Below are 26,962 nucleotides of genomic sequence, written 5' to 3' on the forward strand. Positions count from 1 at the left end.
GTGGTCCGTTCGCTGTACATCACTTCGGCCGAGGGGCACACCGGCAAGTCGACTGTCGCGCTCGGCGTCATCGAGGCGCTGAGGCACTCCGTGGGCCGGGTCGGCGTGTTCCGCCCGATCGCCCGCTCGACGGTCGAGCGCGACTACGTGCTCGAGCTGCTGCTGGAACGCGTCACGGCCGACCTCTCGTATGAAGAGGCCATCGGCGTCACCTACGAGGACGTCCACGTCGACGCGGACGCGGCGCTCGCCGAGATCGTGCACCGGTTCCGCGCCGTGGAGTCCCGGTTCGACACGGTGGTCATCCTCGGCTCCGACTACACCGACGTCGGCAGCCCGACGGAGCTCGGGTACAACGCGCGCATCGCCGCGAACCTGGGCGCGCCCGTGCTGCTCGTGCTGGGCGGCCGCGTCGGGCAGGGCTTCGGAGAGCGTCTCGGCCAGGCCGAGCCGCGTTCTCCCGAAGACCTGCAGCACCTCGCCGAGCTCGCTCTCGTCGAGATGCGCGCGGAGCATGCCGGTCTGCTCGCCGTGGTCGCCAACCGCGCCGACGGCTCCCGCCTCGACGAGATCGTCGAGGCGATCACCGAGATCGTCCCGGCCGAGCGCGGCGGCGACCGGCCGCCGGTCTGGGCCATCCCGGAGGACGAGTTCCTGGTCGCGCCGAGCATCCGGTCCATCGTCGAGGCGACGGGCGCGACGCTCATCGCGGGCGACGAGACCCTCCTCGGCCGGGAGGCGCTCGACGTCGTCGTCGCCGGCATGTCGATGGACAACGTCCTCCCGCGGCTCGTGGAGGGCGCGGTCGTCGTGGTCCCCGGCGACCGCACCGAGGTGCTGCTGGCCGTGCTGATGGCGAACGCGTCGGGGACCTTCCCGTCGATCGCGGGAATCGTCCTGAACGGAGGGTTCGACCTCCCGGAGCCGATCGAGCGCCTGCTCGCCGGCCTGCGTTCGCCGCTGCCGATCGTCCGCACCGGGCTCGACACCTACGACACCGTGGTGCGGATCACGCACGCGCGCGGCCGCCTGGCCGCCGACTCGCAGCGCAAGTACGACACGGCCCTCGCGCTCTTCGAGCGGCACGTCGACGCGGACGCCCTGCTGGGCCGCCTCGACGTGACGCGCCACGACGTCGTCACGCCGCTGATGTTCGAGTACGACCTGATCGAGCGGGCGCGCGCTGCGAACAAGCACATCGTGCTCCCGGAGGGGGAGGACGACCGCATCCTCCGGGCGGCCGGCACGCTGCTCGCACGTGGCGTCGCGCGGCTCACGATCCTGGGGGAGCCGTTCGAGGTGCGGTCGCGCGCCATCGAGCTCGGCCTCGACCTTTCGCGGGCCGAGGTCATCAGCCCGTTCGACGACGTGCTGCGGTTCCGCTTCGCGACCGAGTACGCCAAGCTGCGCGCCCACAAGGGGATCACGGTCGATCAGGCCTCGGACACGGTCACCGACTCCTCGTACTTCGGCACGATGATGGTGCACCTCGGCCTGGCCGACGGGATGGTGTCCGGCGCGGCCCACACGACCGCGCACACCATCCGGCCGGCCTTCGAGATCATCAAGACCACGCCGGGGGTGTCCGTCGTCTCCAGCGTGTTCCTGATGGCGCTCGCCGACCGCGTGCTCGTCTACGGCGACTGCGCCGTCATCCCGGACCCGACTGCCGAGCAGCTGGCCGACATCGCCGTGTCGTCCGCGCGCACGGCCGACCAGTTCGGTATCGCACCGCGGGTGGCCATGCTCTCCTACTCGACCGGCGACTCCGGAGCCGGGGCGGACGTCGACAAGGTGCGCGCCGCGACGGCCCTGGTGCGGGAGCGGGCGCCGCAGCTGGCGGTGGCCGGCCCCATCCAGTACGACGCCGCAGCGGACGCCGCGGTCGGCGCTGCGAAGATGCCGGGCTCCGACGTCGCCGGGCGCGCGACCGTCTTCGTGTTCCCCGACCTCAACACCGGCAACAACACCTACAAGGCGGTGCAGCGCAGTGCGGGCGCCGTCGCGATCGGGCCGGTGCTGCAGGGGCTGCGCAAGCCGATCAACGACCTGTCGCGCGGAGCGACCGTGGAGGACATCGTGAACACCGTCGCCATCACCGCGATCCAGGCGGCTCTGGCATGAGCGCCGTCCTCGTGGTGAACAGCGGCTCCTCGTCGCTCAAGTACCAGCTGATCGACGCCGGCACCGAGGAGGCGCTCGCGAGCGGCCTCATCGAGCGGATCGGCGAGGAGTCCGGGCACATCCGCCACCGCGGGCCGGGCGGGACGACCGAGCGCTCGCTCCCCATCCCGGACCACACCGCCGGGTTCCGCGCGATGCTCGACCTCTTCGCGAGCGAGGGGCCGAGTCTCGACGAGAACCCCCTCGTCGCGGTCGGCCACCGGGTCGTCCACGGCGGCAAGCGGTTCTTCGAGCCCACCATCGTGACCCCGCTGGTCGAGATCAACATCGAGGACCTCGCCGACCTCGCCCCGCTGCACAACCCCGCCAACCTGCAGGGCATCCGGGCGGCCGAGAAGGCGTTCCCGGACGTGCCGCACGTGGCCGTCTTCGACACCGCGTTCCACCAGACCCTCCCGCCCGCCGCGTACACGTACGCGATCGACGCGGAGCTGGCCGACAAGTACCGCGTCCGCCGCTACGGATTCCACGGGACGTCGCACAAGTACGTCTCGGAGACCGCCGCGGAGTTCCTCGGGCGCCCGCTCGCGGAGTTGAAGCAGATCGTGCTGCACCTCGGCAACGGCGCCTCGGCCTGTGCGGTCGACGCGGGACGCTCCGTGGAGACGTCGATGGGGCTGACGCCCTTGGAGGGGCTCGTCATGGGCACCCGCTCGGGCGACCTCGATCCGGCGGTCCTGCTCCACCTGGCGCGGCGCGCCCACCTCGACACGGATGCGCTCGACGAGCTGCTCAACCGGCGCAGCGGCCTCCTGGGCCTGGCCGGACGCGGCGACATGCGCGATGTACGCCACGCGGCCGAAGCCGGCGATGCGTCCGCCCGGCTGGCCATCGACACGGTGGTGCACCGGCTGCGGCACTACATCGGCGCGTACACCGCCCTGCTCGGCGGGCTGGACGTGCTCACCTTCACCGCGGGCGTCGGCGAGAACGACGTGCAGCTGCGCGCGGAGACGCTGGCGGGCCTCGAGGTGCTCGGGATCCGGCTGGACCCCGAGAGGAACGCGTCCACGTCGCACGAGGCCCGCGTGATCTCCGCCGACGACTCGCCGGTGACCGTGCTGGTCGTGCCGACGAACGAGGAGCTGGAGATCGCCCGGCAATCCCTCCAGGCGGTCTCGGCCGAGGGCTGATCGGACAGGATCCAGGATGCGGCGACGGCGCGGCGACGGAGACGGACGGCGAGAGCCTCCCGCCCGCTCCCCGCAGCGCCGCTCCCTCTCCATTCTCGGCGGAGTGGTCGCGGCCGTCGCCGCGGTCGCCCTCGCCCTGGGCGGGTGCGCGACGACGTCCGACGGCGCGACCGGACCGCGCTTCGTCACGCCCCCGCTCATCCACTACACGTCGGTGCTCTGGCCGGTTCCCCTGCAGCTCGTCGGCGCGGAGCCGGGCAGCCGGGTGAGGATCGTCGCCACCCTCGCCAACGACCGGGGCACCTGGCGGTCGTCCGCGACCTACACCGTGCCAGCCGGAGGGATGCTCGACCTCGCTACCTCCCGCCCCCAGCTCGCCCCGTTCGCCGAACCCGACTCGGTCGGCCTGTTCTGGTCGCTCGACGGGCCGGACCTCTCCGGAGCGGCGCTCGCGACGCAGTGGATGCACGACACCCTCCCGGTGACGCTCTCGGCCTTCGACGCGGACCGGCTGGTCGCGTCGCGGACGTTCGAGTTGCAGGGCCTCGCCGACGGGCTGCGGCCGCACACGCTGTACACGCGCGACCTGCAGGGCGCGACCCCGTCGCGGTTCCCTCGGGAGACCCACGAGGACCAGCCCGTCGCGCAGTTCTGGAGTGCGACCACGCAGGAGCGCCCGATCACCCCCGGCGTCCTGATGTTCGACGACCCGGCGCCCGGCGCCTCCTCGGGATTCGCCGCGCCCCTCCTCGCGCGGTTCGGGGCGTCGGTGCTCGTGCTCCCGGTGTCGTCGGCACCCGACGGCGTGCACGCCTCGAGCGTCGTCGACAGCACGACCGTCGAGCGCGCCCTCGCGTGGCTCGGTGAGCAGAAGGGCATCGACACCCGCAACATCTACGTCTACGGCACCGGTGTCTCCGAGCCGCTCGCCCTCTGGGCGGCGACGCGGTTCCCGACGCGGGTGCACGGGGTCTTCGCCGCGGGAGGGGCGCCACAGCTGCTCTGCCTGCCGTCCGGATCGACGGCGCCCGCGTTCGAGGACGGCGCGGGACTGCCGTGCCGCGTCGATCCCGGCCCCGTCTCCGCCGCCTCGGTGATAGCGCTCGGCCGCGTGGACGGCCCGGTGGTCCTCGCCTGCGGCGCCCGGGATACGGTGCTGCCGTCGGCGTGCTCCGGCCAGGCCGCGCTCGCCGTGGCGCGCGGGGTGCGGGCCGGCGACAGCATCCAGAGTGCGCCGCGGGCCGGACACGCCGTGACCGTGCCGCCGGGACTGCCGGTGTCGCTCCCCGAGGGCGGCTCGGGGGCCCCGGCCGGTTCGGGCGCGGACGCGCAGGCGACGGAGCAGGCGCGTGTCGCCTTCTGGAACGCTGTGGCCCAGATCGTCCTGAGAGCGACGCGCTCGTGAGGGCCTCCCGGATCGTCGCCGCGATCGCGGTCGCCGCCCTCGGCCTCGCGTCGCTGGCCGGCTGCACGACCGCGCGTGCGGGCGGACCGCGCTTCGTCGTCGAGGCGAACCCGACGGGGGTGTGGGAGCCGGCACGGATCAGCCTCCACGGGCTCCCGCCCGGCGGCCGGGTGACGATCACCGCCGTCGCGCAGACGGGCGGCACCTGGTCGTCCCACGCCGTGTACGCCGTGCCTCCGGACGGCGAGGTCGATCTGGCGCGGCAGGCGCCCGTGGAGGCGCCGTTCTCGGGGGCGGACCCGATGGGTCTCTTCTGGACGATGCGGCGCGCGGACGGCGGCGCCGCGACCTCCGACCAGACCTGGGGCGGCGCCACGGTCTCGGTCGGACTGAGTGCGACGATCGGCGGCCTGCGCGTGGCGTCGACGCACGTGCAGCGGGTGGGACTGACCGCCGCGGCGCCCGCGGCAGCCGTCTTCGACGACGGGCTGAGCGCCGACTACTTCGCGCCCGTGCTGCGCCCGGAGGGCCTCCGCCCCGCGGTACTCGTCCTCGACGGGACCGACCCCGGTACGCCGACCGGGGTGCTCGCCGCCGCGACCCTGTCGGCGATGGGATACCCCGCCCTTGACCTCTCGACGTTCGGCAGCGCCGGGCAGCTCGAGCCGCGCCGCACCGTCCCCGCCGAGCGGCTGCTCGCGGCCGTCGACTGGCTGAAGTCGCAGCCGGGTGTGGACGACGAGCGCATCTTCGTCATGGGCACCTCGCGCGGCGCGCAGCTCGCGCTCTGGCTCGCGGTCGCGCATCCCGGGCTCGTCTACGGCGCGATCGCACCGGGAGGCACGACCGGTCTGGTGTGCCCCTCCCCGGTCCCCAACCCGGCGGTCACCGTGGGCGGCGCGTGGGTCCCCTGCACGACCGGCACGACCGACGTGCGGGCGTCGTCCGTGCTCGACCTCGGACGCATCCGCGGACCGGTCGTCCTCGGCTGTGCGGAGAGCGACGAGCAGCTGACGAACGCGTGCACGTGGATGGATGAGGCGGCGCGCCTGTGGCCGGCGCGACCGGGTGACACCTACGTCAGGGCCGCCGGTGCGGAGCACCTCTTCTACACCCCGCCATACACTCCGCTGAACCTCCCGGACGGCGCTGCGGCGCAGGCGACCGAGCGGGGGCGGGAGGCCGTGTGGCGGGCGATCGCGGCGGCCCTGACGGCGCCCTCCACCGTCCCCGGTCACTGACCCGCCCGCCCGCCCGATTGTCAGCGGCGGCAAGTAGCATGTGGGAGTGGTAACCGCTCTCTATCGCCGATATCGGCCCGACACCTTCGCCGACATGATCGGCCAATCGCAGGTGACGGAGCCGCTGATGACGGCGCTGCGCACCAATCGCGTGAACCACGCCTACCTCTTCTCCGGCCCGCGCGGCTGCGGTAAGACGACGTCGGCCCGTATCCTGGCCCGCTGCCTCAACTGTGCGGAGGGTCCCACCGACACCCCGTGCGGAAAGTGCGCGAGCTGCGTCGAGCTCAGCCGTGACGGCAGCGGATCCCTCGACGTGGTCGAGATCGACGCCGCCAGCCACAACGGCGTCGACGACGCACGCGACATCCGCGAGCGCGCGATCTTCGCCCCGGCGCGCGACCGCTACAAGATCTTCATCCTCGACGAGGCGCACATGGTGACGCCGCAGGGCTTCAACGCGCTGCTCAAGATCGTCGAGGAGCCGCCGGAGCACGTGAAGTTCATCTTCGCGACGACGGAGCCCGAGAAGGTCATCGGCACCATCCGCTCCCGCACCCACCACTACCCGTTCCGGCTCGTGCCGCCCGCGCAGATGCTCGAGTACGTGCAGAGCCTGTGCGACAGCGAGGGCATGACGGTCGCGCCCGGCGTGCTGCCGCTGGTGGTTCGCGCGGGTGGCGGTTCGCCGCGCGACACGCTCTCGCTGCTCGACCAGCTGATGGCCGGCTCCGAGGGCGAGGCCATCGAGTACGAACGGGCCGTCGCCCTGCTCGGCTACACCCACGCCGCCCTGCTCGACGAGGTCATCGACGCCATCGCGGCTCGGGATGCGGCCGGCGCGTTCGCCGCCGTCGACCGCGTCATCCAGACCGGGCAGGACCCGCGCCGGTTCGTCGAGGACCTGCTGGAGCGCCTGCGCGACCTCATCGTCGTCGCCGCGACCAGCGTCGACGGCGCCGCGGCCGTGCTCCGCGGCGTGCCGCAGGACGAGCTGGACCGCATGGGAATGCAGGCCATGAAGTTCGGCGCTGCCGAACTCAGCCGCGCCGCCGACATCGTCAACGCCGCCCTCACCGAGATGACGGGCGCGACCTCGCCCCGACTCCACCTCGAGCTCCTGCTCGCCCGCGTGCTGGTCCCGTCGAGCGACGCCTCCGAGCGCGGTGCGCTCGCCCGCGTCGAGCGCCTGGAACGCCGTGTCGGTGTCAGCGACGGCGACGGGGGAGTGGCTGCGGCAGCCTCCCGGGCCGCCGCGCCCGAGGCTCCGGTGCGCCCGGCCGCCGCCCCTGCTGCTCCCGTGCGCGCGTCTGCGGCTCCGCAGCCGGTCGCGGCGTCGGCGCCGGTCTCGAGTCCGAGCGCCGAGGCGGTTCCCGCTGAACCGGCTCCGGCCGCTCCGGCCGTTTCGGCTCCCGCCGTCTCGGCTCCCGCCGTTTCGACTCCGGCCGAGACGGCTCCCGCTGCGGAGAAGCCCGCGCCCACGGCCGAGAAGGCGGCTCCGGCCGCGGAGAAGGCTGCGCCCGCACCCGCTGCGACCCCCGCCCCGGTCGGGCCCGTCACCACACAGCAGGTCAAGGACTCCTGGACGCAGATCCTGGATGCCGTCCAGCGCGCCAAGCGCAGCGCCTGGATGGTCGTCTTCACGGCCCAGGTCCGCGCGCTCGACGGCGACGTGCTCACGCTGTCGTTCCCGAGCGACAACGACGTGCAGAGCTTCCGGCAGTCGCAGGCTCCCGGCACCCCCGGCGTCAGCGAGTACCTCCGCCAGGCGATCGTCGACATCCTCGGCATCCGCGTGAAGTTCATCGCGCGCGCCGACGGCGGCCCCGGCGGCGGTCAGCGCCCCGGTGCCGGTGCCCCCACCGCTCCGGTCGCCGACACGTGGCCGGGCGACGCCAACGGCGCCGGCGCCGCCGGTCAGTCGGCTCCCGCGGCGTCCGCCTCCTCCCCTGCCCCTGCGCCAGCGAATGCTGCCCCTGCCGTTGCCGCTCCGCGGACGGAGCAGGCCGCAGCCCCGAAGGCGCCCGAGGCGTCCGCGCCGACGGGTCCGGTCACCGACTGGGCGATCGTGAGCATCCCCGGTGCCGGTGCGGCTCCCGCCGCCACGGCTGTCGCGACGATGGAGCGCCCCGCGGCTCCGGCCGCCGCCCCCGCGCCGACGCGCCCGGCCGCGACCCCGGCCAGCCCGAAGGGTCCCGCGCCGACCGCTCCCGCGGCGGACGAGCCGCCCTTCGACGACGTGCCGCCGGACGAGACCGAGCCGCCCTTCGAGCCGCCCACGCCCGACGAGCCCGCCGGTGACTGGTCGGTCGCCCCTGCCTCCACGGACGGCCCGGCTCCTGCCTCGACCCCTTCGGCGCCGCCCGCGCGCGCGGCGTCCGTCTCCGCATCCGCGCCCGCCGCTTCCACCACCTCTCCTTCCGCCGCCCCGGCTCCTGCCGCGCAGCGCTCGGCGGCCGCGACCGGTGCCCGCACGCCCACCTTCCAGGAGCCGCAGCGCTACGGCGAGGCCGTCGTGCGCGAGCTGCTCGGCGCGACGTTCATCGAAGAGATCGACGCCCCGCCCACGATGGGGATGAGGTAACCGGTGTACGAAGGCATCGTCCAGGAGCTGATCGACGAGCTCGGCCGCCTGCCGGGCATCGGCCCGAAGTCGGCGCAGCGCATCGCGTTCCACATCCTCCAGACCGAGACGTTCGACGTCACCCGGCTGGCGGAGGTGCTGCTCGAGGTGCGCGACAAGGTCCGGTTCTGCGCGATCTGCGGCAACGTCTCCGAACAGGAGACCTGCACCATCTGCCGCGACCCGCGCCGCTCGCCCGAGCTCATCTGCGTCGTCGAAGAGGCGAAGGACGTCGTCGCGATCGAGCGCACCCGCGAGTTCCGCGGGCTCTACCACGTGCTCGGCGGTGCGATCAGCCCGATCGACGGCATCGGCCCCGATGACCTGCGCATCCGTCAGCTGATGCAGCGCCTGGCCGACGGCACCGTGCAGGAGGTCATCATCGCCACCGACCCCAACCTCGAGGGCGAGGCGACGGCGACCTACCTCAGCCGCCTGCTGACCACGCTCGAGATCCGGGTCACCCGCCTGGCCTCCGGCCTCCCCGTCGGCGGCGACCTCGAGTACGCCGACGAGGTCACGCTCGGTCGCGCTTTCGAAGGCCGCCGCCAGGTCTCCTGACCCGCGGCGAGCGGCGCCGAGCCCCTCCCGCCGTCGCGTCGTCATATGGAGATCGCGGCATGCACCCGGACGGTAGGATGGGAAACCCGTCAGTCCAGGAGTGTCCGTGGCCCTTATCGTGCAGAAATTCGGCGGTTCGTCCGTCTCCGACGCCGAGAGCATCAAGCGCGTCGCGAAGCGCATCGTCGAGACCCGCAAGGCCGGCAACGAGGTCGTCGTCGCCGTGTCCGCCATGGGCGACACGACGGACGAGCTGGTCGATCTGGCGCACGAGGTCACCCCGATCCCCGCGCCGCGCGAGCTGGACATGCTCCTCACCGCGGGCGAGCGCATCTCGATGGCCCTCCTCGCCATGGCGATCAAGAGCATGGGCTACGACGCCCGCTCGTTCACCGGCAGCCAGGCGGGCATGATCACCGACGCGCAGCACGGCGCGGCGCGCATCGTCGACGTCACGCCCGGCCGCATCCAGGACTCCCTCTCGGAGGGGGCGATCGCGATCGTCGCCGGCTTCCAGGGCTTCAACCGCGACACCCGCGACATCACGACCCTCGGCCGCGGCGGCTCCGACACGACCGCCGTCGCCCTCGCCGCCGCGCTCGGCGCCGAGGTGTGCGAGATCTACACCGACGTGGACGGCGTCTTCACCTCCGACCCCCGTCAGGTGCCCCTGGCGCGCAAGATCGACCGCATCACCAGCGAGGAGATGCTGGAGCTCGCCGCCGCCGGCGCGAAGGTCCTGCACATCCGCGCGGTCGAGTACGCCCGCCGCCACAACGTGACCCTGCACGTGCGCTCCTCGTTCTCGAACAAGGAGGGCACGTACGTCCTCAACGAAGCAGCTGCGGCCGAGGCCGCGAAGAAGGATGGAACCGTGGAAGAGCCGATCATCTCCGGAGTCGCCACCGATCTGAGCGAGGCGAAGATCACCGTCGTCGGGGTTCCCGACGTGCCGGGCAAGGCGGCGCAGATCTTCAAGATCGTCGCGAAGGCCAACGCCAACGTCGACATGATCGTGCAGAACGTGTCCGCCGCCGCGACCAGCCTGACCGACATCTCGTTCACCCTCCCGAAGTCCGAGGGTCAGCGCGTGCTCACGGCCCTCACGGCGGAGCGCGACGAGGTCGGCTACCAGTCGCTGCAGTACGACGACCAGATCGGCAAGCTGGCGCTCGTGGGCGCGGGGATGCGCACCAACACCGGCGTCTCCGCCCGCCTGTTCGAGGCGCTCTACGACGCGGGCATCAACATCGAGATGATCTCCACCAGCGAGATCCGCATCTCGGTCGTCACCCGCGCCGACACGGTCGCCGACGCCGCCCGCGTCATCCACACCGCGTTCGGCCTCGACGGCGACGAGAAGGCCGTCGTCTACGCCGGCACCGGCCGCTAGGGGATCCCGGCCCGCGGCCGGCCGCCCGCGAGGGAATGGCCGCGGCGGACATCACGTTCGACCCTCCAAGACCACCGACCCGAAGGGGCCACCACCATGAGCGAGACCACTGGACTCAACATCGCCGTCGTCGGCGCGACCGGCCAGGTCGGCAGCGTGATGCGCCGGCTGCTGGAGGAGCGCGCCTTCCCGGCCGCGTCCGTCCGCTTCTTCGCATCGTCACGTTCGGCGGGCACGACGCTCCCCTTCCGCGGCGAGCAGATCACGGTGGAGGACGTCGCCACCGCCGACGTCTCCGGCGTCGACATCGCGCTCTTCTCCGCCGGCGCCACCGGCTCGAGGGCGCACGCGCCGCGCTTCGCCGAGGCCGGTGCCATCGTCATCGACAACTCGAGCGGCTGGCGCATGGACCCGGACGTCCCGCTCGTCGTCTCCGAGGTGAACCCCGAGGCGATCGCCGACGCGCGCAAGGGCATCATCGCCAACCCGAACTGCACCACGATGGCGGCCATGCCGGTCCTGAAGGTCTTGCACGACGAGGCCGGCCTCCAGCGCCTCACCGTGAGCACCTACCAGGCCGTCTCCGGCTCCGGACTCGCCGGTGCCGAGGAGCTCGCGACCCAGGTCCGCACCGCGGTCGCCGACGAGAACCTCCTCCAGCTCGTCCACGACGGCTCGTCCGTCGCCCTGCCCGCGCCGGTCAAGTACGTGCGCCCGATCGCCTTCGACGTCATCCCGCTCGCGGGCTCGATCGTCGACGACGGTCTGAACGAGACCGACGAGGAGAAGAAGCTCCGCAACGAGAGCCGCAAGATCCTCGGACTGCCCGAGCTGCTCGTCAGCGGCACGTGCGTGCGCGTCCCGGTCTTCACCGGCCACTCGCTGTCGATCAACGCCGAGTTCGCCGAGCCGATCACCCCGGCCCGTGCGGAGGAGCTGCTCGCGTCGGCTCCCGGCGTGGTCCTCACCGACGTCCCGACCCCGCTCGAGGCCGCAGGCAAGGACCCGAGCTTCGTCGGTCGCATCCGTCAGGACGAGGGCGCGCCGGCCGGTCGCGGCCTCGCGCTCTTCATCAGCAACGACAACCTCCGCAAGGGTGCCGCGCTGAACGCGGTGCAGATCGCCGAGCTGGTCGCCGAGCGGCTCTCCACTCCGGTTCAGGCCTGAGCACGCGGCACATTCGTCACGAATGTCGGGATGGCGCCGCGCTTTCCCGACATTCGTCACGAATGTCGCTGCGTCAGGCAGGGTCCTCGGAGAGTTGACGCGCCGCGATGTCCTGGTGGGCGAGTCGACGTAGGGCGGCGATGACGGGCTCGTAGAGCGCGGTGCCCAGCACGGCGTACCCGAGCTGCTCCTCCCGGCCGCCCTCGGGCATCCGCGCGAGGTCGAACTCCGCCATGGCGCGCACGTGCGCCCCGTAGGCGTCGAGACGGTCGGCCGTCATCGGGATGCCCGCGGTCTCGACGGCCGCCAGCGCCCGCTCCAGTTGCGCGACGGCCGCGAAGCGCGGGTCGTACACCTGCCCGAGAGCCGTGATCGCGGCGTGGGCGCGCGGATACTCGGGATCCGTCGGCTCCGGCTCGCCGTCCGCGACGTCGTCGGCGTACGGGGGCAGGGCCGCGACGGCACTGCCGAGGGACTCGAAGAGTGAGCCGGTGGGGGAGTCGATGAGCCCCAGCACGGTCTTCACCCGCTGCAGCGGCAAGCCGGCGACGTCGGACAGCGCCCGGATCAACGCCACCCGGCGCACGTGCTCCTCGCCGTACTCGGAGCGCGTGGCTGTGAGCGCCGCGCCCGGCATCAGCATCCCCTCGCGCAGGTAGAACTTGAGCGTTGCGAGCGGAACACCCGTCCGCTCGACCAGTTCGGAGATCCGCACGCCGTCACCGTTCCCTCAGAGGCTCTTGACATGGATAGTAGCACTATCTAGTCTTTGGATACTTCAACTATCCAAGGAGGCGGATCATGTTGCTCCAACCGGCCAGCGCCATCATCGCGGGCGCCGTCCTGCTCACCGTCATCGGGATCGCCTACGGCGGCACCTTCATGCTGCGCGTCGTCACGGGCAAGCAGGGGGCCAACGCCCTCCAGAAGAGTTTCTTCCGTGCCGGCCATGCGCACGCCGGCGTGCTGGTCATCCTCGGTCTCGTCGTCCTCGTGCTGCTGGACGCGGCCGGAGTCACGGGATGGATGCACCTCGCAGCGATCGGCGTGCTGGCGACGGCCATCCTCATCCCGGGCGGCTTCTTCCTCTCGGTCCTGGGGCGCGACCCGCAGCGGCCCAGCGGGGTGATCGCCCTCGTCTGGGTCGGGTTCGCCGTGCTGACGATCAGCCTGATCGTCGCGGGAATCGCGCTCATCGTCGCCGGTGCTGCCGCGGTGGGCTGACCGTCCCACGCGGCAGGGCTACGCACCCCTCCACGCGGCGCTCGCCGACGGCTACCCTGATCGCATGCGCGCCGAACCACTGCCCGCCGAGGTCGCCGAGTACCTCGAAGCGCTGCCCCCGAAACGGCGCGAGGTCTTCCAGCCCGTGTTCGACACCGTCGCCGCGGCCATGCCCGATGGCTACCGGCTCGGGGTCCAGTGGCGGATGCCCGGCTGGGTGGTCCCGCTGGAGACGTTCCCCGACACCTACAACCGGCAGCCGCTGGCCTACGTGAGTCTCGCCGCCCAGAAGCACTACACGTCGCTGTACCTGATGGCGCTCTACAGCGACTCGGCCGAGGAGCGCAGCTTCCGGAAGGAGTGGACGCGTGGCGGGAGGAGGCTCGACATGGGCAAGAGCTGCGTACGGTTCCGCACGCTCGCCGATGTCGACCTCCCGCTCGTCGCGAAGACCGTGGCCGCCTTCCCGGTCTCCCGGTTCGTCTCGATCTACGAGCGGGTGAACTGACTCCACTGCCTCCGAATTGTCTCGACATCGAGATACTTTCCCGGGAGAAATCAGGGGATGCGCCGAGGGCACCGTAAGATCGTACGGTGAGCAACTCTCCCATCGACGTGGTCCTCATCGGCGGCGGCATCATGAGCGCGACGCTCGGAGCGCTCCTGCAGCGCGTGCAGCCCGACTGGAGCATCCGCATCTACGAGAACCTGGGCGAAGTCGCCCAGGAGAGCTCGAACCCCTGGAACAACGCCGGCACCGGTCACGCCGCCCTCTGCGAGCTGAACTACATGCCCGAGGCGGCGGACGGTTCCGTGGACCCCGCGAAGGCCATCAGCATCAACGAGCAGTTCCAGCTCAGCCGCCAGTTCTGGGCGAGCCTGGTCGAGGCCGGCGACCTCCCGGCGCCCGAGACGTTCATCAACCCGACCCCGCACATGACCTTCGTGCGCGGCCGCGACAACGTGCGCTACCTGCGCCGCCGCTACGAGTCGCTCAAGGAGCAGCCGCTCTTCTCCGACATGGAGTACTCGGAGGACCCGGCCGTGATCGGCGAGTGGACCCCGCTGCTCACCAAGAAGCGCAGCGCGAAGCAGCGCATCGCGGCGACGCGCTCCACCTCCGGCACCGACGTGGACTTCGGCGCGCTGACCCGTGCTCTCGTCGACAACCTCGTCGCCAACGGTGCCGAGATCGCGCTCAACAACCGTGTGCGCAGCATCAAGCGCACCAAGGACGGCCTCTGGCGCATCAAGGTGCGCCACGAGGTCGGCCACACCCCGCACGAGGTCGAGGCACGGTTCGTGTTCGTCGGCGCGGGCGGTGGAGCGCTGCACCTGCTCCAGAAGTCCGGCATCCCCGAGATCAAGGGCTTCGGCGGATTCCCGATCTCCGGGCAGTTCCTGCGCACGAGCGACCCGAAGATCGTCGCCCAGCACCAGGCCAAGGTCTACGGCAAGGCCGCCGTCGGCGCCCCGCCGATGTCGGTGCCCCACCTCGACACCCGCGTCGTCGACGGCCAGGCCTCGCTGCTCTTCGGCCCGTACGCCGGGTTCAGCCCCAAGTTCCTGAAGACCGGCTCGTGGTTCGATCTCCCGGGCTCCGTGCGCGCCGGCAACCTCGGCCCGATGCTCGCGGTCGCCCGCGACAATTTCGACCTGATGAAGTACCTGGCGGGCGAGCTGCTCGCCAACCGCGCCAAGAAGCTGAAGGCGCTGCAGGAGTTCATGCCGACCGCGAAGAGCGAGGACTGGGAGCTCATCACCGCCGGCCAGCGCGTCCAGGTCATGAAGAAGGACGCGAAGAAGGGCGGCGTGCTGCAGTTCGGCACCGAGGTCGTCGCGGCCGAGGACGGGTCGATCGCCGGCCTCCTCGGTGCATCGCCGGGCGCCTCCACGGCTGTGCCGATCATGGTCGACCTCCTGAAGCGCTGCTTCCCGGACCGCTACGACGGCTGGCTGCCGACGATCGAGAAGCTGATCCCGACGGTCGGGACCACGCTCAACGACCGTCCGGACGAGGCCGCGCGCGTACTGGCGCAGACGGCGGCGACGCTGAATCTCGTCCGGTAGTCCATCCCGGAGGGTGGACAGCGGCGCGGGCGGCCTGTTATGGTCGTCAACGCTATGAAGTGATCACCTCCTCTCGTCCCGCGCCCGAGGCGCCGTCGACCGAGTGGGGTGACCCTTCGATTCAGGTCATCGCGTTCATAGCGCTCGCGCGCCGCTCACGACGGACCACGCCCGGCGGGAATCCGGTACACCGGAGCGCTCGGAAGGCGGTCATCCATGCCTGCATCCACCACACTCACTCCGCTTCGCGCGGACGGCGTCTCGCTCAGCTACGGCGCGCGCCGCATCCTCTCCGACGTCTCCCTCACCGTCGGCCCGGGCTCGCGCCTGGGTCTCATCGGTGAGAACGGCGCCGGCAAATCCACCCTGTTGCGCCTGCTCGCGGGCGTCGAGGCGCCCGACGGCGGCACCATCCGTCGCCCGGAGCGTGTCGGCTTCCTCTGGCAGGAGGTCCGGTTCCGGCCCGAGGACACGCTCGAGTCGCTCATCGAGGACGCCCTCACCGGCGTGCGGGCGATCGAGCGCGAGCTGGAGGCGGCGGCCGCGGCGCTCACCGACGGCGACGCCCGAGCATCCGAACGCTACGACCGGGCGCTGGAGGCCGCCGAGCGGGCCGAGATCTGGACGATCGACGCCCGCCGCGACGAGCTCCTCGCCGGGCTCGGCGTGGGCGGGATCCCGCTGGGCCGGCGCCTCGGGGAGGTCTCGGGGGGCCAGCGGAGCCGGTTCGCCCTCGCGGCGCTCCTGCTCGGCAAGCCGGACGCGCTGCTGCTCGACGAGCCGACGAACCACCTCGACGACGCGGCCGCCGCGTTCCTCGAGCGCCGTCTGCGCGAGTGGCACGGGCCGGTGCTGTTCGCCAGCCACGACCGGGCCTTCCTCGACGGCGTCGCCACCGGCCTGCTCGACATCGACCCGGCGCGCGGCGGCCCCGTCGCGTTCGGCGGGGGCTACAGCGACTACCTCGCCGCGAAGGCGGCGGAGCGGGAACGCTGGGAGAAGCAGTTCGCCGACGAGCAGGACGAGCTGGCGGCGCTCCGTTTCGCCGCCGACGTCACGGCCCGGTCGATCGCCTGGTCGGGCAAGGTGCGCGACAACGACAAGTTCGCCAAGTCGTTCAAGGGCGGCGCGCTGGACAAGCAGATCAGCCGCCGGATCAAGAACGCGACGGGTCGCCGGAAGGATCTCGAACGCACCCAGGTGCGCAAGCCGCCGCCCGTGCTGCGGTTCAGCGGGATCCCGTCCGGGTTCCAGCCGCTCGCGGAGGACGGCGGGCTGCTCGTGCACGCGCGCGGTCTCCGCATCCCGGGCCGGCTCGAGGTGCCGTCCTTCGACGTGGCGCCGCAGTCGCGGGTCCTGGTCACCGGCGCGAACGGGGCGGGCAAGTCGACCCTCCTCGCCGCGGTGGCGGGCCGCCTGGAGCCGGCGTCCGGCACCGTCGGGCGCCGACGCGGGTTGCGCGTCGGTCTGCTGGAGCAGGACGTGCGGTTCCCGGACCCCGCTGCCTCGCCGCGCGCCGTCTACGAGGCGGCGCTGGGGGAGCGGCGGGCCGAGAGCGTCCCGCTCGTCGGCCTCGGGCTGATCGCCCCGCGCGATCTGGACCGGCCCGTCGGGGCCCTCTCCGTCGGCCAGCAGCGTCGGCTCGCGCTCGCGCTCATCCTCGCCCGGCCGCCGCACCTCTTCCTGCTCGACGAGCCCACGAACCACCTCTCGCTGGCGCTCGCGACGGAGCTGGAGGAGGCGCTCGGCGGGTATCCCGGAGCGGTCGTGGTCGCCAGCCACGACCGCTGGCTCCGCGCGCGGTGGGACGGGGAGGAGATCGCCCTGCGCGCCGCTTGACGATCGTTCGAACATATGTTCGAATGAGGTCATGAGATGGAGCGGGCAGGAACTCACGGCGGAAGCGCCGTCGACGCTGCCCGGGCTCGCGCGGCTCAACAACCTCGTGCGCTCGGTGCGAACGCCCGACTTCGCGGGCATCACCTTCCACGAGGTGCTCGCGAAGTCGGCGCTCAACAAGATCCCAGGCGGCGGCGGTCCGATGCCGTTCGGCTGGACGATCAACCCGTATCGCGGGTGCTCGCACGCGTGCGTCTACTGCTTCGCGCGTCCGACGCACAGCTATCTGGAACTCGATCAGGGCAAAGACTTCGATCAGGAGATCATCGTCAAGGTCAACGTGGCCGAGGTGTTGCGCAAGGAGCTGTCGCGGCCGAGCTGGGGGCGGCATCCCGTCGCGCTCGGCACGAACACCGACCCGTACCAGCGCGCCGAGGGCCGGTACTCGCTCATGCCCGGAATCATCGACGCGCTCGCCGACACGGGTACGCCGTTCAGCATCCTCACCAAGGGATCGCTGATGCGTCGCGACCTCGACCACCTGGCGGAGGCGGCGAAGCGCGTCCCCGTCGACGTCGCGATGTCCATCGCAGTGTACGACGACGAGCTGCAGCAGTCGGTCGAGCCGGGCACGCCCACCACGAAGGCCCGGCTCGCGACCGTCACCGCGGTGCGCGAGCATGGGCTCGACTGCGCGGTCTTCCTGATGCCGATCCTGCCGTACCTGACCGACACACGGGCCCACCTCGACGAGGCTCTCCGTCAGGCGAAGGAGGCGGGGGCGACCTCCGTCCTGTACACCGCCCTGCACCTCAAGCCGGGGGTGAAGGAGTGGTACTACCTCTGGCTCTCACGCGAGCATCCCGAACTCCTCCCGCGCTATCGGAGCATGTACGGCCGCGGCACGTACGCGCCCGCCGAGTACCGCAAGTGGCTGGCCGCGCGGATCAAGCCGCTCATCCGGGCGCATGGGCTGGAACGCGGCGAGGAGGATCCCATGACGGGCGGTGTGCGGTCGTCCGCGCTCGGAGTGCTGCGCGACACCGAGGGCGAACGGCGCGTCGTGAACGCCGGCACGGGTGCGGGCGCGGGCGGCGCTGGCGCGCGCGCCGGTGAAGGGCCCTCGTCGCACGGCGGGGCGCCGGATGCCGAGTCGCTCGTGGGAGCCTCGCTGCTCGCCGCAGGGCTGCAGCCGACGCTGTTCTGAGTGCGAGTCTGAGCGCGACGGCGGGGCGGGCACCGTAATGGGGTACAAGAACGGGGGACGTGCGGGGTACACGCGGTGCCTGGCGGGTGCCATAATTCCCGAGGGAGCCGGGACGATCCGATCCCTCCGGCTCACGCCGGATCGCCCGCTCTCGCGAAAGGGGTCGCGTGTCCCTCGGCCTACCCACCCACCTCTCGCGGGCGGCCAACTCGCGAGCACTCGCGACGGCGGCCCGCTGGGCCGGGCTCGTCTGCCTGGTGGCGGCGCTCGTCAACGCCCTCTTCTCGGGCTTCGGCCAGGGGGTGAACGGCGCTTCGTGGCTGACACTTGCGATGCTGCTGCCGATGGTCGCGCTGCTGGCCGTGCTGGCGCTGCTCGCTCGCGGCCGCACCGTCGCTCTCACGATCGCGTACCTGGCCGTCGGAACCGTCTGCACCTACTTCTACGTGGTGGCGATCTTTCTCGGGACCCCGGCCTATCGGGACACGAACCTGTTCGTGGTCGCGCTTCCGGTCGTCGCGATGACGCTGGTCGGGGGCACCGGTACAGGCGCCCTCGCCGGGATCCTCTGGGCGTCGCTCGGGTTCGCGCTCGCCGAGGCGGCCGTCCTACTCGCCGCCGTCACGACGGACCGGGTGTTCACGACCGACGCCATCTCGCTCGGAGCGTACCTGCTGTTGGTGGGGGTGCTGGCCTTCGATGGGCTCACCCGGGGGTCGCGGGGGCGCACGCAATCCGCCATCCACCGTGCCGTCCGAGACGTCCGGCTGGTCGAGCTGCGACGTTCGCTCGTCGCCGACCTCGCCGCCGACACGCACGACACGGTGCTCAGCGAGCTCCTCGCGGTCTCGCGGTCCGAGCCCGGACCGCTGCCCGACCGCCTACGGGAGCGCATCGACGCCGACCTGCTGGCCCTCGGGCGCGGCCTCCCCTCGCTGACGCAGGCCCTGGCGGCCGAGAGCATCGACGACGACCCCTGGTACCGCAGCGATCTGCACCGCGCCATCGAGGATGCTCGCGACGAGGGGCTCGCGGTCGACGTCTCCGGCGACCGGGCCTCGATCGCGCGGCTCGACGAGACGACCCTCCGCGCCATCGGACTGGCCGTCCGGCAGTGCCTGGTCAATGTCATCCGACACTCCGGCAGTGCGACGGCGGAGGTCGCGCTCAGCATCTGCGACGACTCCCTCTCGGTGATGGTCGTCGACGGGGGCCGCGGTTTCGCACCCGACTCCACCGCCGGCGACCGGCTCGGCCTGCGACAGTCGGTGCACGACCGCATCTCCCGCGTCGGAGGGACGGTCACCGTCTACTCCAGCGCGGACGTCGGCACCACGGTCATCATGGTCGTCCCGTGCGCTCCGGAGGTCGTCGCATGAGCGCCCCGCGCGGGGTCGCGTCCGCCACGATCGTGCGCCTGCGGTCCGTACCGGTCGAGCGGACGCCGCAGCGGCTCGACCCGCTGGGCGTGCAATCGGCATGGCTCCTCGTCCCGCTGATCGGCGCGACCGCGATCGGCTACGCCGTCACGTCGACGATCTGGCACCGCGATCAGCTCCGCGCGCCGGCGCTGGCCATCGCCGCGATCGTCGTGCTGGTGCTGGCCGTCGCCGTGGCCGCGGTGCGCACGCACCCCGGTCTGGCCCCGTTCGGCCGCTGGTCGCACGTGGCCGTGATCGGCCTGGCGATCGCCGCAGCCTGTCTCTTCGACGCGTCAGTGTGGGGGCACAACCTCCGAATCCAGGATGACTGGGGGCAGATCGCGATCGCGCTCCTCCTGATCGCGATGCCGCTCTACCGGCCGGTGCTCGAGGTGCTCGCCGCCGCCCTGGCAGGGGCCGTCGTCGTCGGTGCCCTCGCCGCGCTGCAGTCGGGCACCCTCGCGATCCACACGGGCCCGATCGTGTATGCCACCGTCGCCGCGACCCCCGTGCTCGCGCTCGCACTCGGCGGGGCGGGGTACGCCTGGACGATGACCGGCGAGACGCTCCGCTGGCGGGAGGTCGCCCGCGCGGGCCAGGAGCGCCTCGAAGGCGAGCTGCGCGACACGGCGCAGCGCCAGCTCGCGCAGGAGAGCACGGCGGCGTTCGAGGAGATCGTCCCCTTCCTCGACGGCGTGCTCGCGCGCGGCGAGATCACCGCGGCCGACCGCGACAGAGCCGGTGAGCTCGCGTCCGGCCTCCGTGCGCTGGCCGTGTCGTCGGTCGAGCGGACCTGGCTGGACGAGACCGTCGAGCTCGCCCTCGCCGGGCGCGGGCACCCGGACGGCACCGTCGCTCCCAGCCGCGTCCACGACCCCGACCGACTGGACCGTGTCCTCACCGACGAGCAGCGCGCGATCGTGTCCGCGCTCGTCGCCACCGTCTCCGAGCTTCCCGGTCTCGATCCGGGGAGCCTGCGGATCGACGTCGCCGAGCCGGAGCACCCCTCCTTCGAGCTCACCGCGCGCCTTGCGCAGCAGCGGCGAGGGATCCGGCGCGAGCTCGTCCCGTATCTCAGCGCCCTCCGATCCGTCTCGATGGAGACGGGCCTGCGCGTGCGCGCGGGCGAACTGACGCTCCGATTCGCCTATCCTGGAAGCCGCAGACCATGAGCACCACCCCCGCATCCCCCGTCCCCGCGCCAGCACGGCTGGCGATCCTCGACGACCACGAGATCCTCCTCGACAGCCTTGCCACCTGGATCGAGAAGAACGCACCGGAGTTCGATCTCGTTCTGCGTGCCGGCAGCTGGATCGAACTCGTGCACAGCGACGCGTTCCCCACCGACCTGGTGATCATGGACCTCCAGCTGCGCGAGTCCGTGTCGATCGGCGCGCGGGTGCGGACCTGCCGGGCGGCCGGCGCCAAGGTCATCGTCCTCAGCGCGGTCGACACCCAGGAGGACCGCGATGCCGCCCTCGCCGCCGGCGCCCTCGCCTACGTGACCAAGTCCCAGCCGATGAGCGAACTCCTCGACGCTGCGCTCGCGGCGGTCGGTCGCAGCGGCGACCGGGGGAGCCCCGCCCCCGAACTGGTCTGGCGCCCGCGCCCGATCATCCCGGAGGCTGCACGCCCCCGCCTGAGCGACGGCGAGCGGCAGGCCCTCGTGCTCTACGCCGACGGCCGCACGACCTCCGAAGTCGCCAAGGCGATGAACGTGCAGTACGAGACCGCCAAGACCTACCTGCGCCGCGTGCGCGAGAAGTACGGAAAGGCGGGGAGGCCGACCAGCTCGCGCGCGGACCTCATCCGCCGCGCCGCGGAAGACGGGTACCTCACCTGACACCCATCGTCGCCGTCTAGGATCGTTGCGTGGCAAAACTGTATTTCCGCTACGGCGCGATGAACAGCGGCAAGAGCACGGCGATGCTTCAGGCGGCCTACAACTACGAGGAACGTGGTCACCGCGTGCTGCTCGCGAAGCCGGCGATCGACACGAAGGGCGACATGGGCATCCTGTCGCGTCTCGGAGTCACCCGCGACGTCGATTTCCTGATCGCTCCCGAGACCGACGCGTACGGTAAGTTCCAGCAGCTCCGCGAGCGCACGATCAAGCGCTACGACACGGATGTGAGCGCGCTCCTCGTCGACGAGGCGCAGTTCCTGACCGAGTCGCAGGTCGACGACCTCCTGCGGATCGCCCTGCTCGAAGGCATCCCGGTGCTCGCCTACGGCATCCGGACCGACTTCCAGACCGTCGCCTTCCCGGGCAGCAGGCGCCTCCTCGAGGTGGCGCACAGCCTGGAGGAGCTGAAGACGATCTGCCGGTGCGGGCGCAAGGCGATCTTCAACGCGCGCACGGTCGACGGCGTCTTCGTCTTCGACGGCGCTCAGGTGGCGATCGACGGGGTGGATGTGGGGTACGAGTCCCTTTGCGGCAACTGCTATCTGCAGGAGAGCCGTGGGGTGCTCAACAACGGTCGGCGGCATTGGCCGGTCGGGGCCGCAGCGACGGCGTACGACAGCGAACCCGACCCCGATTTCACCTGAGCATCGCGCGCGCGAGAAGGGGCGACATGCGTATTTCCGTGATCGGTTGCGGCTATCTGGGTGCGGTGCATGCGGCGTCGATGGCCGACCTCGGGCATGAGGTCGTCGGCATCGACGTCGATGAGGTGAGGATCGCCGAGCTGTCGGCCGGGCGCGCCCCCTTCTTCGAGCCGGGGCTGCCCGAGGTGCTCGCCTCGGCGACGGCGAGCGGGCGGCTGCGCTTCACCACCGACCTGGCTGCGGCCGAAGAGGCCGACGTGCACTTCGTCGCCGTCGGGACGCCGCAGAGCGCGGACGGCGACGCCGCCGACCTCCGCTTCGTCGACGCGGCCTTCACCGCCCTGCTCGACCACGTGAAGCCCGGAGATGTGCTCGTCGGCAAGAGCACCGTCCCGGTCGGAACGGCAACGCGGCTCGCACAGCTCGTCTCCGAACGCGCACCCGAGGTCACCCTGACCTGGAACCCGGAGTTCCTCCGTGAAGGCTTCGCCGTCCAGGACACGGTGAGTCCCGATCGCCTGGTCTACGGCGTCCCGTCCGGGCCGGCGGGCGAGCGTGCCGCCGGCATCCTCGACGAGGTGTACGCGAAGGCCGTCGCAGCCGGAACGCCCGTCATCGTGACGGACTACGCGACCGCCGAGCTCGTGAAGGTCGCGGCCAACGCCTTCCTCGCGACGAAGATCTCGTTCATCAACGCGATGGCGGAGATCGCCGAGGTCACCGGGGCCGACGTCACGCAGCTGGCCGACGCCATCGGACACGACGCGCGCATCGGCCGGCGCTTCCTCAACGCCGGTGTGGGCTTCGGCGGCGGGTGCCTGCCGAAGGACATCCGCGCCTTCACCGCTCGCGCCCGCGAGCTGGGCCGCGGCGACGCGGTGGAGTTCCTCGCCGAGGTCGACAAGATCAACCTCCGACGTCGTGACCGCGTGGTGGAGCTGGTGCGCGAGGAGGCCGGCGAGCTCGCCGGCCTGCGTGTCGCCGTACTGGGGCTCGCGTTCAAGCCCCACTCCGACGACATCCGCGACTCGCCGGCACTCGACGTCGCGGAGCGGCTGGCGGATGCGGGAGCGATCGTGACGGCGACGGATCCCGAGGCGATCCCCAATTCGCGTCGCCGCGCGCCGCAGCTCACCTACGCGGCGACCGCCGAGGAGGCGGCAGCGGGCGCGGACATCGTGGTGCTCATCACCGAGTGGCCGGAGTTCCGGGCGCTCGACCCGGTGGCCTTCGGCGCCATCGTCGCGGAGAAGCGCGTCATCGACGGCCGCAATGTGCTGGACCCGTCGTCATGGCGTGCGGCGGGCTGGTCCTACCGCGGCCTGGGTCGCTAGCGCGGGTGGGCTCACGGCCCTCGTTTCGGGGGATGCTAAAACATGAGGATTTGTTACATTTGACCTCATGGTGACCGGACTCTCCCAGGAGGAGGCGCCGCCCCTCCCGGCGGAGCCGCCTCCCCCCGCACGCCGCCGTCGCCGTCGGGTCGCGATCTGGATCGTCGCCGCCGTTCTGCTCGTGATCGTGGGCGTAGCCGCCTGGATCGGGATCCGCGGCTTCCTCGCACGGCAGGAGCTGAACGCGGCCCTGCCGGCGGCACGCAGCATCCAGCACGCCGTCGTGGCCGGGGACCTCGCGGGCGCCCGATCGGCGGCGACGACTCTGGAGAAGCGCGCCTCGTCCGCTGCGTCGCTGACGGGCGACCCGATCTGGCGGACCGCGGAGTTCATCCCGTGGATCGGACCGAACCTCGTGGCGGTGCGCACGGCCGCCGCCGCCACCGACACGGTCGCGTCGCAGGTCATCCAGCCGCTCGTCGGTGTCGCTGCCTCGGCCGACCCGCGCGCACTCGCGGTCACGCACGGTCGAGTCGACCTCGCGCCTCTCATCGCCGCCCAGCCGGTCGTGGCCAAGGCGCAGGCCGCGTTCCACGGCGCGGAGAAGACCATGGCGGCGGTGGATGCCTCCGCCACCATCCCGCCCGTCGGTTCGGCCGTCGAGCGCCTGCGCACGCTCTTCGCCGAGGCGACGCCCGCGGTGGACGCCGTGGGCAACGGTGCGAAGCTGCTTCCCGCCATGCTCGGCGCGAACGGTCCCCGCAGCTACCTCCTGGTCGCCCAGAATCCGGCTGAGCTGCGCGCGACCGGCGGTCTCATCGGATCCGTCGCGCTCATCCAGGCCGACCGTGGAGCGATCTCCTTGACCGCCCAGCAGGCGGGCACATCCATCGGGCCGTGGGACGAACCGGTCGCCTCGATCCCGGAGGGCCCCACCGGGCTCTACGGTCCACTCGTCGGGCGGTTCATCCAGGACGTGAACTTCACCCCGGACTTCCCGCTCGCCGCCTCCACCGCATCCCGGATGTGGACGCTGAAGAACGGTGGGACCGTCGACGGTGTCATCACGATGGACCCGGTGGTCCTCGCGGCCGTCCTGCGCGCCACCGGGCCGGTCGCCCTCCCGAGCGGTGACACGTTGACATCGGCCAACGCCGTCCACCTCCTGCTGAGCGAGGTGTACCAGCGGTACGTGGACCCGCACCAGCAGGACGCATTCTTCGCTTCGGCCGCCGCGGCGGTGTTCCAGCGCGTCGCCGCAGGCGGCATCGATGGTTCCACCCTGGTCTCGTCGCTCGCTGCCGCCGGCTCGTCGCATCGACTGCTGATCTGGAGTGCGCATTCCGAGGAGCAGGCGGTCCTCGCCTCGACGAGCCTCGCGGGTGGGCTTCCCACATCGACCCCGTCGACCGCGGGCGTCGGCGTGTACTTCAACGACGCGACCGGCTCCAAGATGGACTACTACCTCGACACCTCCATCGCGGCAGGGGCCGCTGTCTGCCGTGCCGACGGCAAGCCGACCACGCGCGTCGCGGTCACGCTGGCCAATCGCGCGCCGGCCGATGCCGCGACGTCGCTACCCGCTTACGTCACCGGCGGCGGGATGTCCGGCGTCGGCCCGGGGCTGATCCAGACGCGGGTGGCCGTGTATGGTCCGTCGGGTGGTCTGCTCGCGGGCACCGCGAACGCGGATGCGACCGTGACGGGGACGGACCGCGGAAGGCCGGTGGCCGTCCTCACGGTCACGCTGGCGCCGGGGGAGCAGAAGACGGTTCAGGTCGACTTCCTCGGGGTGAAGCAGACGGGGACGGGAGTCGCGGTGACCACGACTCCGACGCTCCCGGGCAACGGGACGACCCCCGATGTGGGGACAGAATCCACCATCGGTTCGATTGCCGTCGACTGTGCATCCAGCGTAAAGTGAGGATTAATCAAATTCCCGACGTCGAAGCCGGGCGGCGAAAGGCGTGGTCATGCTCAAGAAGATCCTCGCGGCGGCAGCCGTGACCGTGGCGGTGCTGCTCGCAGCGCCCACTGCGGCGAACGCCGTCGACTACACCCAGGGCTCGCCCTGCCGGTTCGACACCGCCGTCGCACACGCGGGCGACACCGTGCACCTGGTCTGCCAGCCCGGCACCTGGGCCTCCAAGGAGTTCATCGACTGGACGGGCTCCGGGTCGGACGGCGCCAGCATCACCCTCGCCGTGTTCAAAGCCGCCACCAGCAGCGTCCACTTCGCGAAGCAGTCGAACGCCGACGGCAGCGATCTCCTCGCGGTGACCCTTCCGGCCGACGCGACCGGCGTCTACTCCTTCGTCGGCGTGGGGCGCACGAGCAACCACGAGTGCCCGGCCTCCATCACCGTGCTTCCTGCGGACTCCGCCGTCACCGTGTCCGATCCCGGCTCCGGGCTCGCCGACACCGGCTCGACCATGGCGATCTGGGCCATCTGGATCGGGGGTGGCCTCCTGGCCGCTGGGCTCGTGACCGTCTCGGTCGTCTTCTGGGCGCGCAAGGTCCGAGAATCCTGAGCGAACGGGCGCGCGGGATGGAATGACATCCCGCGCCGTCCCGTTGGCCTCAGTGTGACCAATCGCAGCATCCCCCTCTCCGTCCTCGACCTCGCCTCCCGCCCCGCCGACGGTACCAACGCCGACGCGGTCGCCGGCACCGTCCGTCTCGCGCAGGCCGCTGAGGCGCTCGGCTACGACCGGTTCTGGGTGGCCGAGCACCACGGGATGCCGGCCATCGCCTCCAGCGCCCCCGCCGTGCTGATCGCGGGAGTGGCCGCCGCCACCGAGCGCATCCGCGTCGGGTCCGGTGGAGTCATGCTCCCCAATCACGCGCCGCTGGTCGTCGCCGAGCAGTTCGGCACGCTGCGCGCCCTCTATGGGGACCGCATCGACCTCGGGATCGGCCGGGCGCCGGGGACCGACGGTGCGACCGCGATGGCGCTGCGCCGGAGCGAGCAGGGTCTCGGTGTCGACGACTTCCCGCAGCAGCTGCTCGACCTGTTCGGCTTCTTCTACGGCGGCATGAGCGACGCCAACCCGCTCCACACGATCACCGCCGTGCCGGGCCTCGGCGACGCGCCGCAGGTCTGGCTGCTCGGGTCCAGCGGGTTCAGCGCCCAGGTCGCCGCCGCCCTCGGCCTCCCCTTCGCGTTCGCCCACCACTTCGCCGGTGAGAACACCGAGGCGGCGCTCGACCTCTACCGGTCGAAGTTCGAGCCGAGCGACCTGCTCGACGCGCCGCACACGATGATCGCGGTGAACGTCGTGTCGGACGAGGACCCGCAGACGGTCCGTGCGCTGTCGCTGCCGGGTCAGCTGTCGTTCCTCCGCATGCGCCAGGGGCAGAAGCCGCAGCCGGTGAGCGTGGAGGAGGCGCTGGCGTACGACTTCAGCCCGCTCGAGGAGGAGTTCATCGCCGCGCGCAACGCCCGTCAGGCGATCGGCACGCCCGACGAGGTGCGCGGCCGTCTCGACGCGCTCCTGGCCTCCACCGGGGCCGACGAGCTGATGGTGTCGTCGGGGGCTGCGACGGTGGAGGGGCGGATCCGCTCGATCGAGATCGTCTCGGAGCTGTACCCGGCTGCATGACGGTGGAT

Annotated in this window: 22 protein-coding genes and 1 pseudogene; 22 read left to right on the forward strand and 1 reads right to left on the reverse strand. The window is 71.8% G+C overall.

Annotated elements, in window-relative coordinates; translation table 11 throughout:
* The 8 genes from pta to FHX33_RS00120 all read left to right on the forward strand — a co-directional run bounded on the left by pta (position 1) and on the right by FHX33_RS00120 (position 11,707).
* Positions 1-2,124 (forward strand): phosphate acetyltransferase, encoded by a 2,124-nt coding sequence (gene pta, locus FHX33_RS00085; protein WP_183428031.1) that lies wholly within the window; start codon positions 1-3, stop codon positions 2,122-2,124.
* Positions 2,121-3,317: an acetate/propionate family kinase gene (locus FHX33_RS00090; RefSeq protein WP_021764972.1), complete on the forward strand. Its 1,197-nt coding sequence runs from the start codon at positions 2,121-2,123 to the stop codon at positions 3,315-3,317. Before pta ends, FHX33_RS00090 begins: the two co-directional genes overlap by 4 nt.
* 16 nt (positions 3,318-3,333) lie before the next feature.
* The gene (locus tag FHX33_RS00095; RefSeq protein WP_183428032.1) at positions 3,334-4,722 is read left to right on the forward strand and encodes an acyl-CoA thioesterase/bile acid-CoA:amino acid N-acyltransferase family protein; all 1,389 of its coding nucleotides are present in this window, start codon (positions 3,334-3,336) and stop codon (positions 4,720-4,722) included.
* On the forward strand, positions 4,719-5,963 hold the full coding sequence (locus FHX33_RS00100; RefSeq protein ID WP_338091991.1) for an acyl-CoA thioesterase/BAAT N-terminal domain-containing protein: 1,245 nt from the start codon (positions 4,719-4,721) through the stop codon (positions 5,961-5,963). The genes FHX33_RS00095 and FHX33_RS00100 overlap by 4 nt, the downstream gene beginning before the upstream one ends.
* Before the next feature lie 46 nt (positions 5,964-6,009).
* Positions 6,010-8,547, forward strand: coding sequence for a DNA polymerase III subunit gamma and tau (locus FHX33_RS00105; RefSeq protein ID WP_183428033.1), 2,538 nt, complete (start codon positions 6,010-6,012; stop codon positions 8,545-8,547).
* Between the two features lie 3 nt (positions 8,548-8,550).
* Positions 8,551-9,147 (forward strand): recombination mediator RecR, encoded by a 597-nt coding sequence (gene recR / locus FHX33_RS00110; protein WP_021759103.1) that lies wholly within the window; start codon positions 8,551-8,553, stop codon positions 9,145-9,147.
* Between the two features lie 106 nt (positions 9,148-9,253).
* Positions 9,254-10,540, forward strand: coding sequence for an aspartate kinase (locus FHX33_RS00115; protein ID WP_039921333.1), 1,287 nt, complete (start codon positions 9,254-9,256; stop codon positions 10,538-10,540).
* A gap of 96 nt (positions 10,541-10,636) precedes the next feature.
* The gene (locus tag FHX33_RS00120; RefSeq protein ID WP_021759098.1) at positions 10,637-11,707 is read left to right on the forward strand and encodes an aspartate-semialdehyde dehydrogenase; all 1,071 of its coding nucleotides are present in this window, start codon (positions 10,637-10,639) and stop codon (positions 11,705-11,707) included.
* Positions 11,708-11,780: 73 nt separating this feature from the next.
* Here FHX33_RS00120 and FHX33_RS00125 read toward each other — a convergent pair whose 3' ends face one another.
* On the reverse strand, positions 11,781-12,422 hold the full coding sequence (locus FHX33_RS00125) for a MerR family transcriptional regulator (RefSeq protein WP_021759096.1): 642 nt from the start codon (positions 12,420-12,422) through the stop codon (positions 11,781-11,783).
* 86 nt (positions 12,423-12,508) lie between these two features.
* Between FHX33_RS00125 and FHX33_RS00130 the strand changes: the two genes are divergently transcribed.
* From FHX33_RS00130 to FHX33_RS00190, 14 genes and pseudogenes are all read left to right on the forward strand, one after another.
* On the forward strand, positions 12,509-12,931 hold the full coding sequence (locus FHX33_RS00130; protein WP_021759094.1) for a hypothetical protein: 423 nt from the start codon (positions 12,509-12,511) through the stop codon (positions 12,929-12,931).
* Between the two features lie 64 nt (positions 12,932-12,995).
* A complete protein-coding gene (locus tag FHX33_RS00135) occupies positions 12,996-13,439 on the forward strand; it encodes a DUF1801 domain-containing protein (RefSeq protein WP_039921334.1) in 444 nt (147 codons plus the stop codon).
* A gap of 86 nt (positions 13,440-13,525) precedes the next feature.
* Positions 13,526-15,001, forward strand: a complete 1,476-nt coding sequence (locus FHX33_RS00140; RefSeq protein ID WP_021759090.1) for a malate:quinone oxidoreductase — start codon at positions 13,526-13,528, stop codon at positions 14,999-15,001.
* Positions 15,002-15,301: 300 nt separating this feature from the next.
* Positions 15,302-15,778 (forward strand): annotated as a pseudogene (locus FHX33_RS22250) (ATP-binding cassette domain-containing protein); the annotation flags it as partial.
* Positions 15,779-16,336: 558 nt separating this feature from the next.
* The gene (locus tag FHX33_RS22255) at positions 16,337-16,840 is read left to right on the forward strand and encodes an ATP-binding cassette domain-containing protein (protein WP_420870871.1); all 504 of its coding nucleotides are present in this window, start codon (positions 16,337-16,339) and stop codon (positions 16,838-16,840) included.
* A 31-nt stretch (positions 16,841-16,871) separates the two neighbouring features.
* Entirely contained in the window at positions 16,872-18,047 is a 1,176-nt protein-coding gene (locus FHX33_RS00150; protein ID WP_183428035.1) for an Rv2578c family radical SAM protein, read from the forward strand.
* A 167-nt stretch (positions 18,048-18,214) separates the two neighbouring features.
* On the forward strand, positions 18,215-19,426 hold the full coding sequence (locus FHX33_RS00155; RefSeq protein WP_021765333.1) for a sensor histidine kinase: 1,212 nt from the start codon (positions 18,215-18,217) through the stop codon (positions 19,424-19,426).
* Positions 19,423-20,640, forward strand: a complete 1,218-nt coding sequence (locus FHX33_RS00160) for a hypothetical protein (protein WP_021765334.1) — start codon at positions 19,423-19,425, stop codon at positions 20,638-20,640. Before FHX33_RS00155 ends, FHX33_RS00160 begins: the two co-directional genes overlap by 4 nt.
* Positions 20,637-21,311, forward strand: a complete 675-nt coding sequence (locus FHX33_RS00165; RefSeq protein ID WP_021765335.1) for a response regulator transcription factor — start codon at positions 20,637-20,639, stop codon at positions 21,309-21,311. Before FHX33_RS00160 ends, FHX33_RS00165 begins: the two co-directional genes overlap by 4 nt.
* A gap of 29 nt (positions 21,312-21,340) precedes the next feature.
* Positions 21,341-22,018, forward strand: coding sequence for a thymidine kinase (locus FHX33_RS00170; RefSeq protein WP_039924053.1), 678 nt, complete (start codon positions 21,341-21,343; stop codon positions 22,016-22,018).
* 26 nt (positions 22,019-22,044) lie between these two features.
* A complete protein-coding gene (locus tag FHX33_RS00175; RefSeq protein ID WP_021765337.1) occupies positions 22,045-23,352 on the forward strand; it encodes a UDP-glucose dehydrogenase family protein in 1,308 nt (435 codons plus the stop codon).
* 67 nt (positions 23,353-23,419) lie between these two features.
* Positions 23,420-25,276, forward strand: a complete 1,857-nt coding sequence (locus FHX33_RS00180) for a DUF4012 domain-containing protein (RefSeq protein ID WP_021765338.1) — start codon at positions 23,420-23,422, stop codon at positions 25,274-25,276.
* A gap of 49 nt (positions 25,277-25,325) precedes the next feature.
* Positions 25,326-25,883 carry an LPXTG cell wall anchor domain-containing protein gene (locus FHX33_RS00185; RefSeq protein WP_021765339.1) on the forward strand — a complete coding sequence of 186 codons (558 nt, stop codon included), beginning with the start codon at positions 25,326-25,328 and terminating at the stop codon, positions 25,881-25,883.
* A 54-nt stretch (positions 25,884-25,937) separates the two neighbouring features.
* Positions 25,938-26,954, forward strand: a complete 1,017-nt coding sequence (locus tag FHX33_RS00190; RefSeq protein ID WP_021765340.1) for an LLM class flavin-dependent oxidoreductase — start codon at positions 25,938-25,940, stop codon at positions 26,952-26,954.
* Positions 26,955-26,962: the final 8 nt, after the last annotated feature.

The organism is Leifsonia aquatica, assembly GCF_014190775.1.
Classification (GTDB): Bacteria; Actinomycetota; Actinomycetes; order Actinomycetales; family Microbacteriaceae; genus Leifsonia; species Leifsonia aquatica.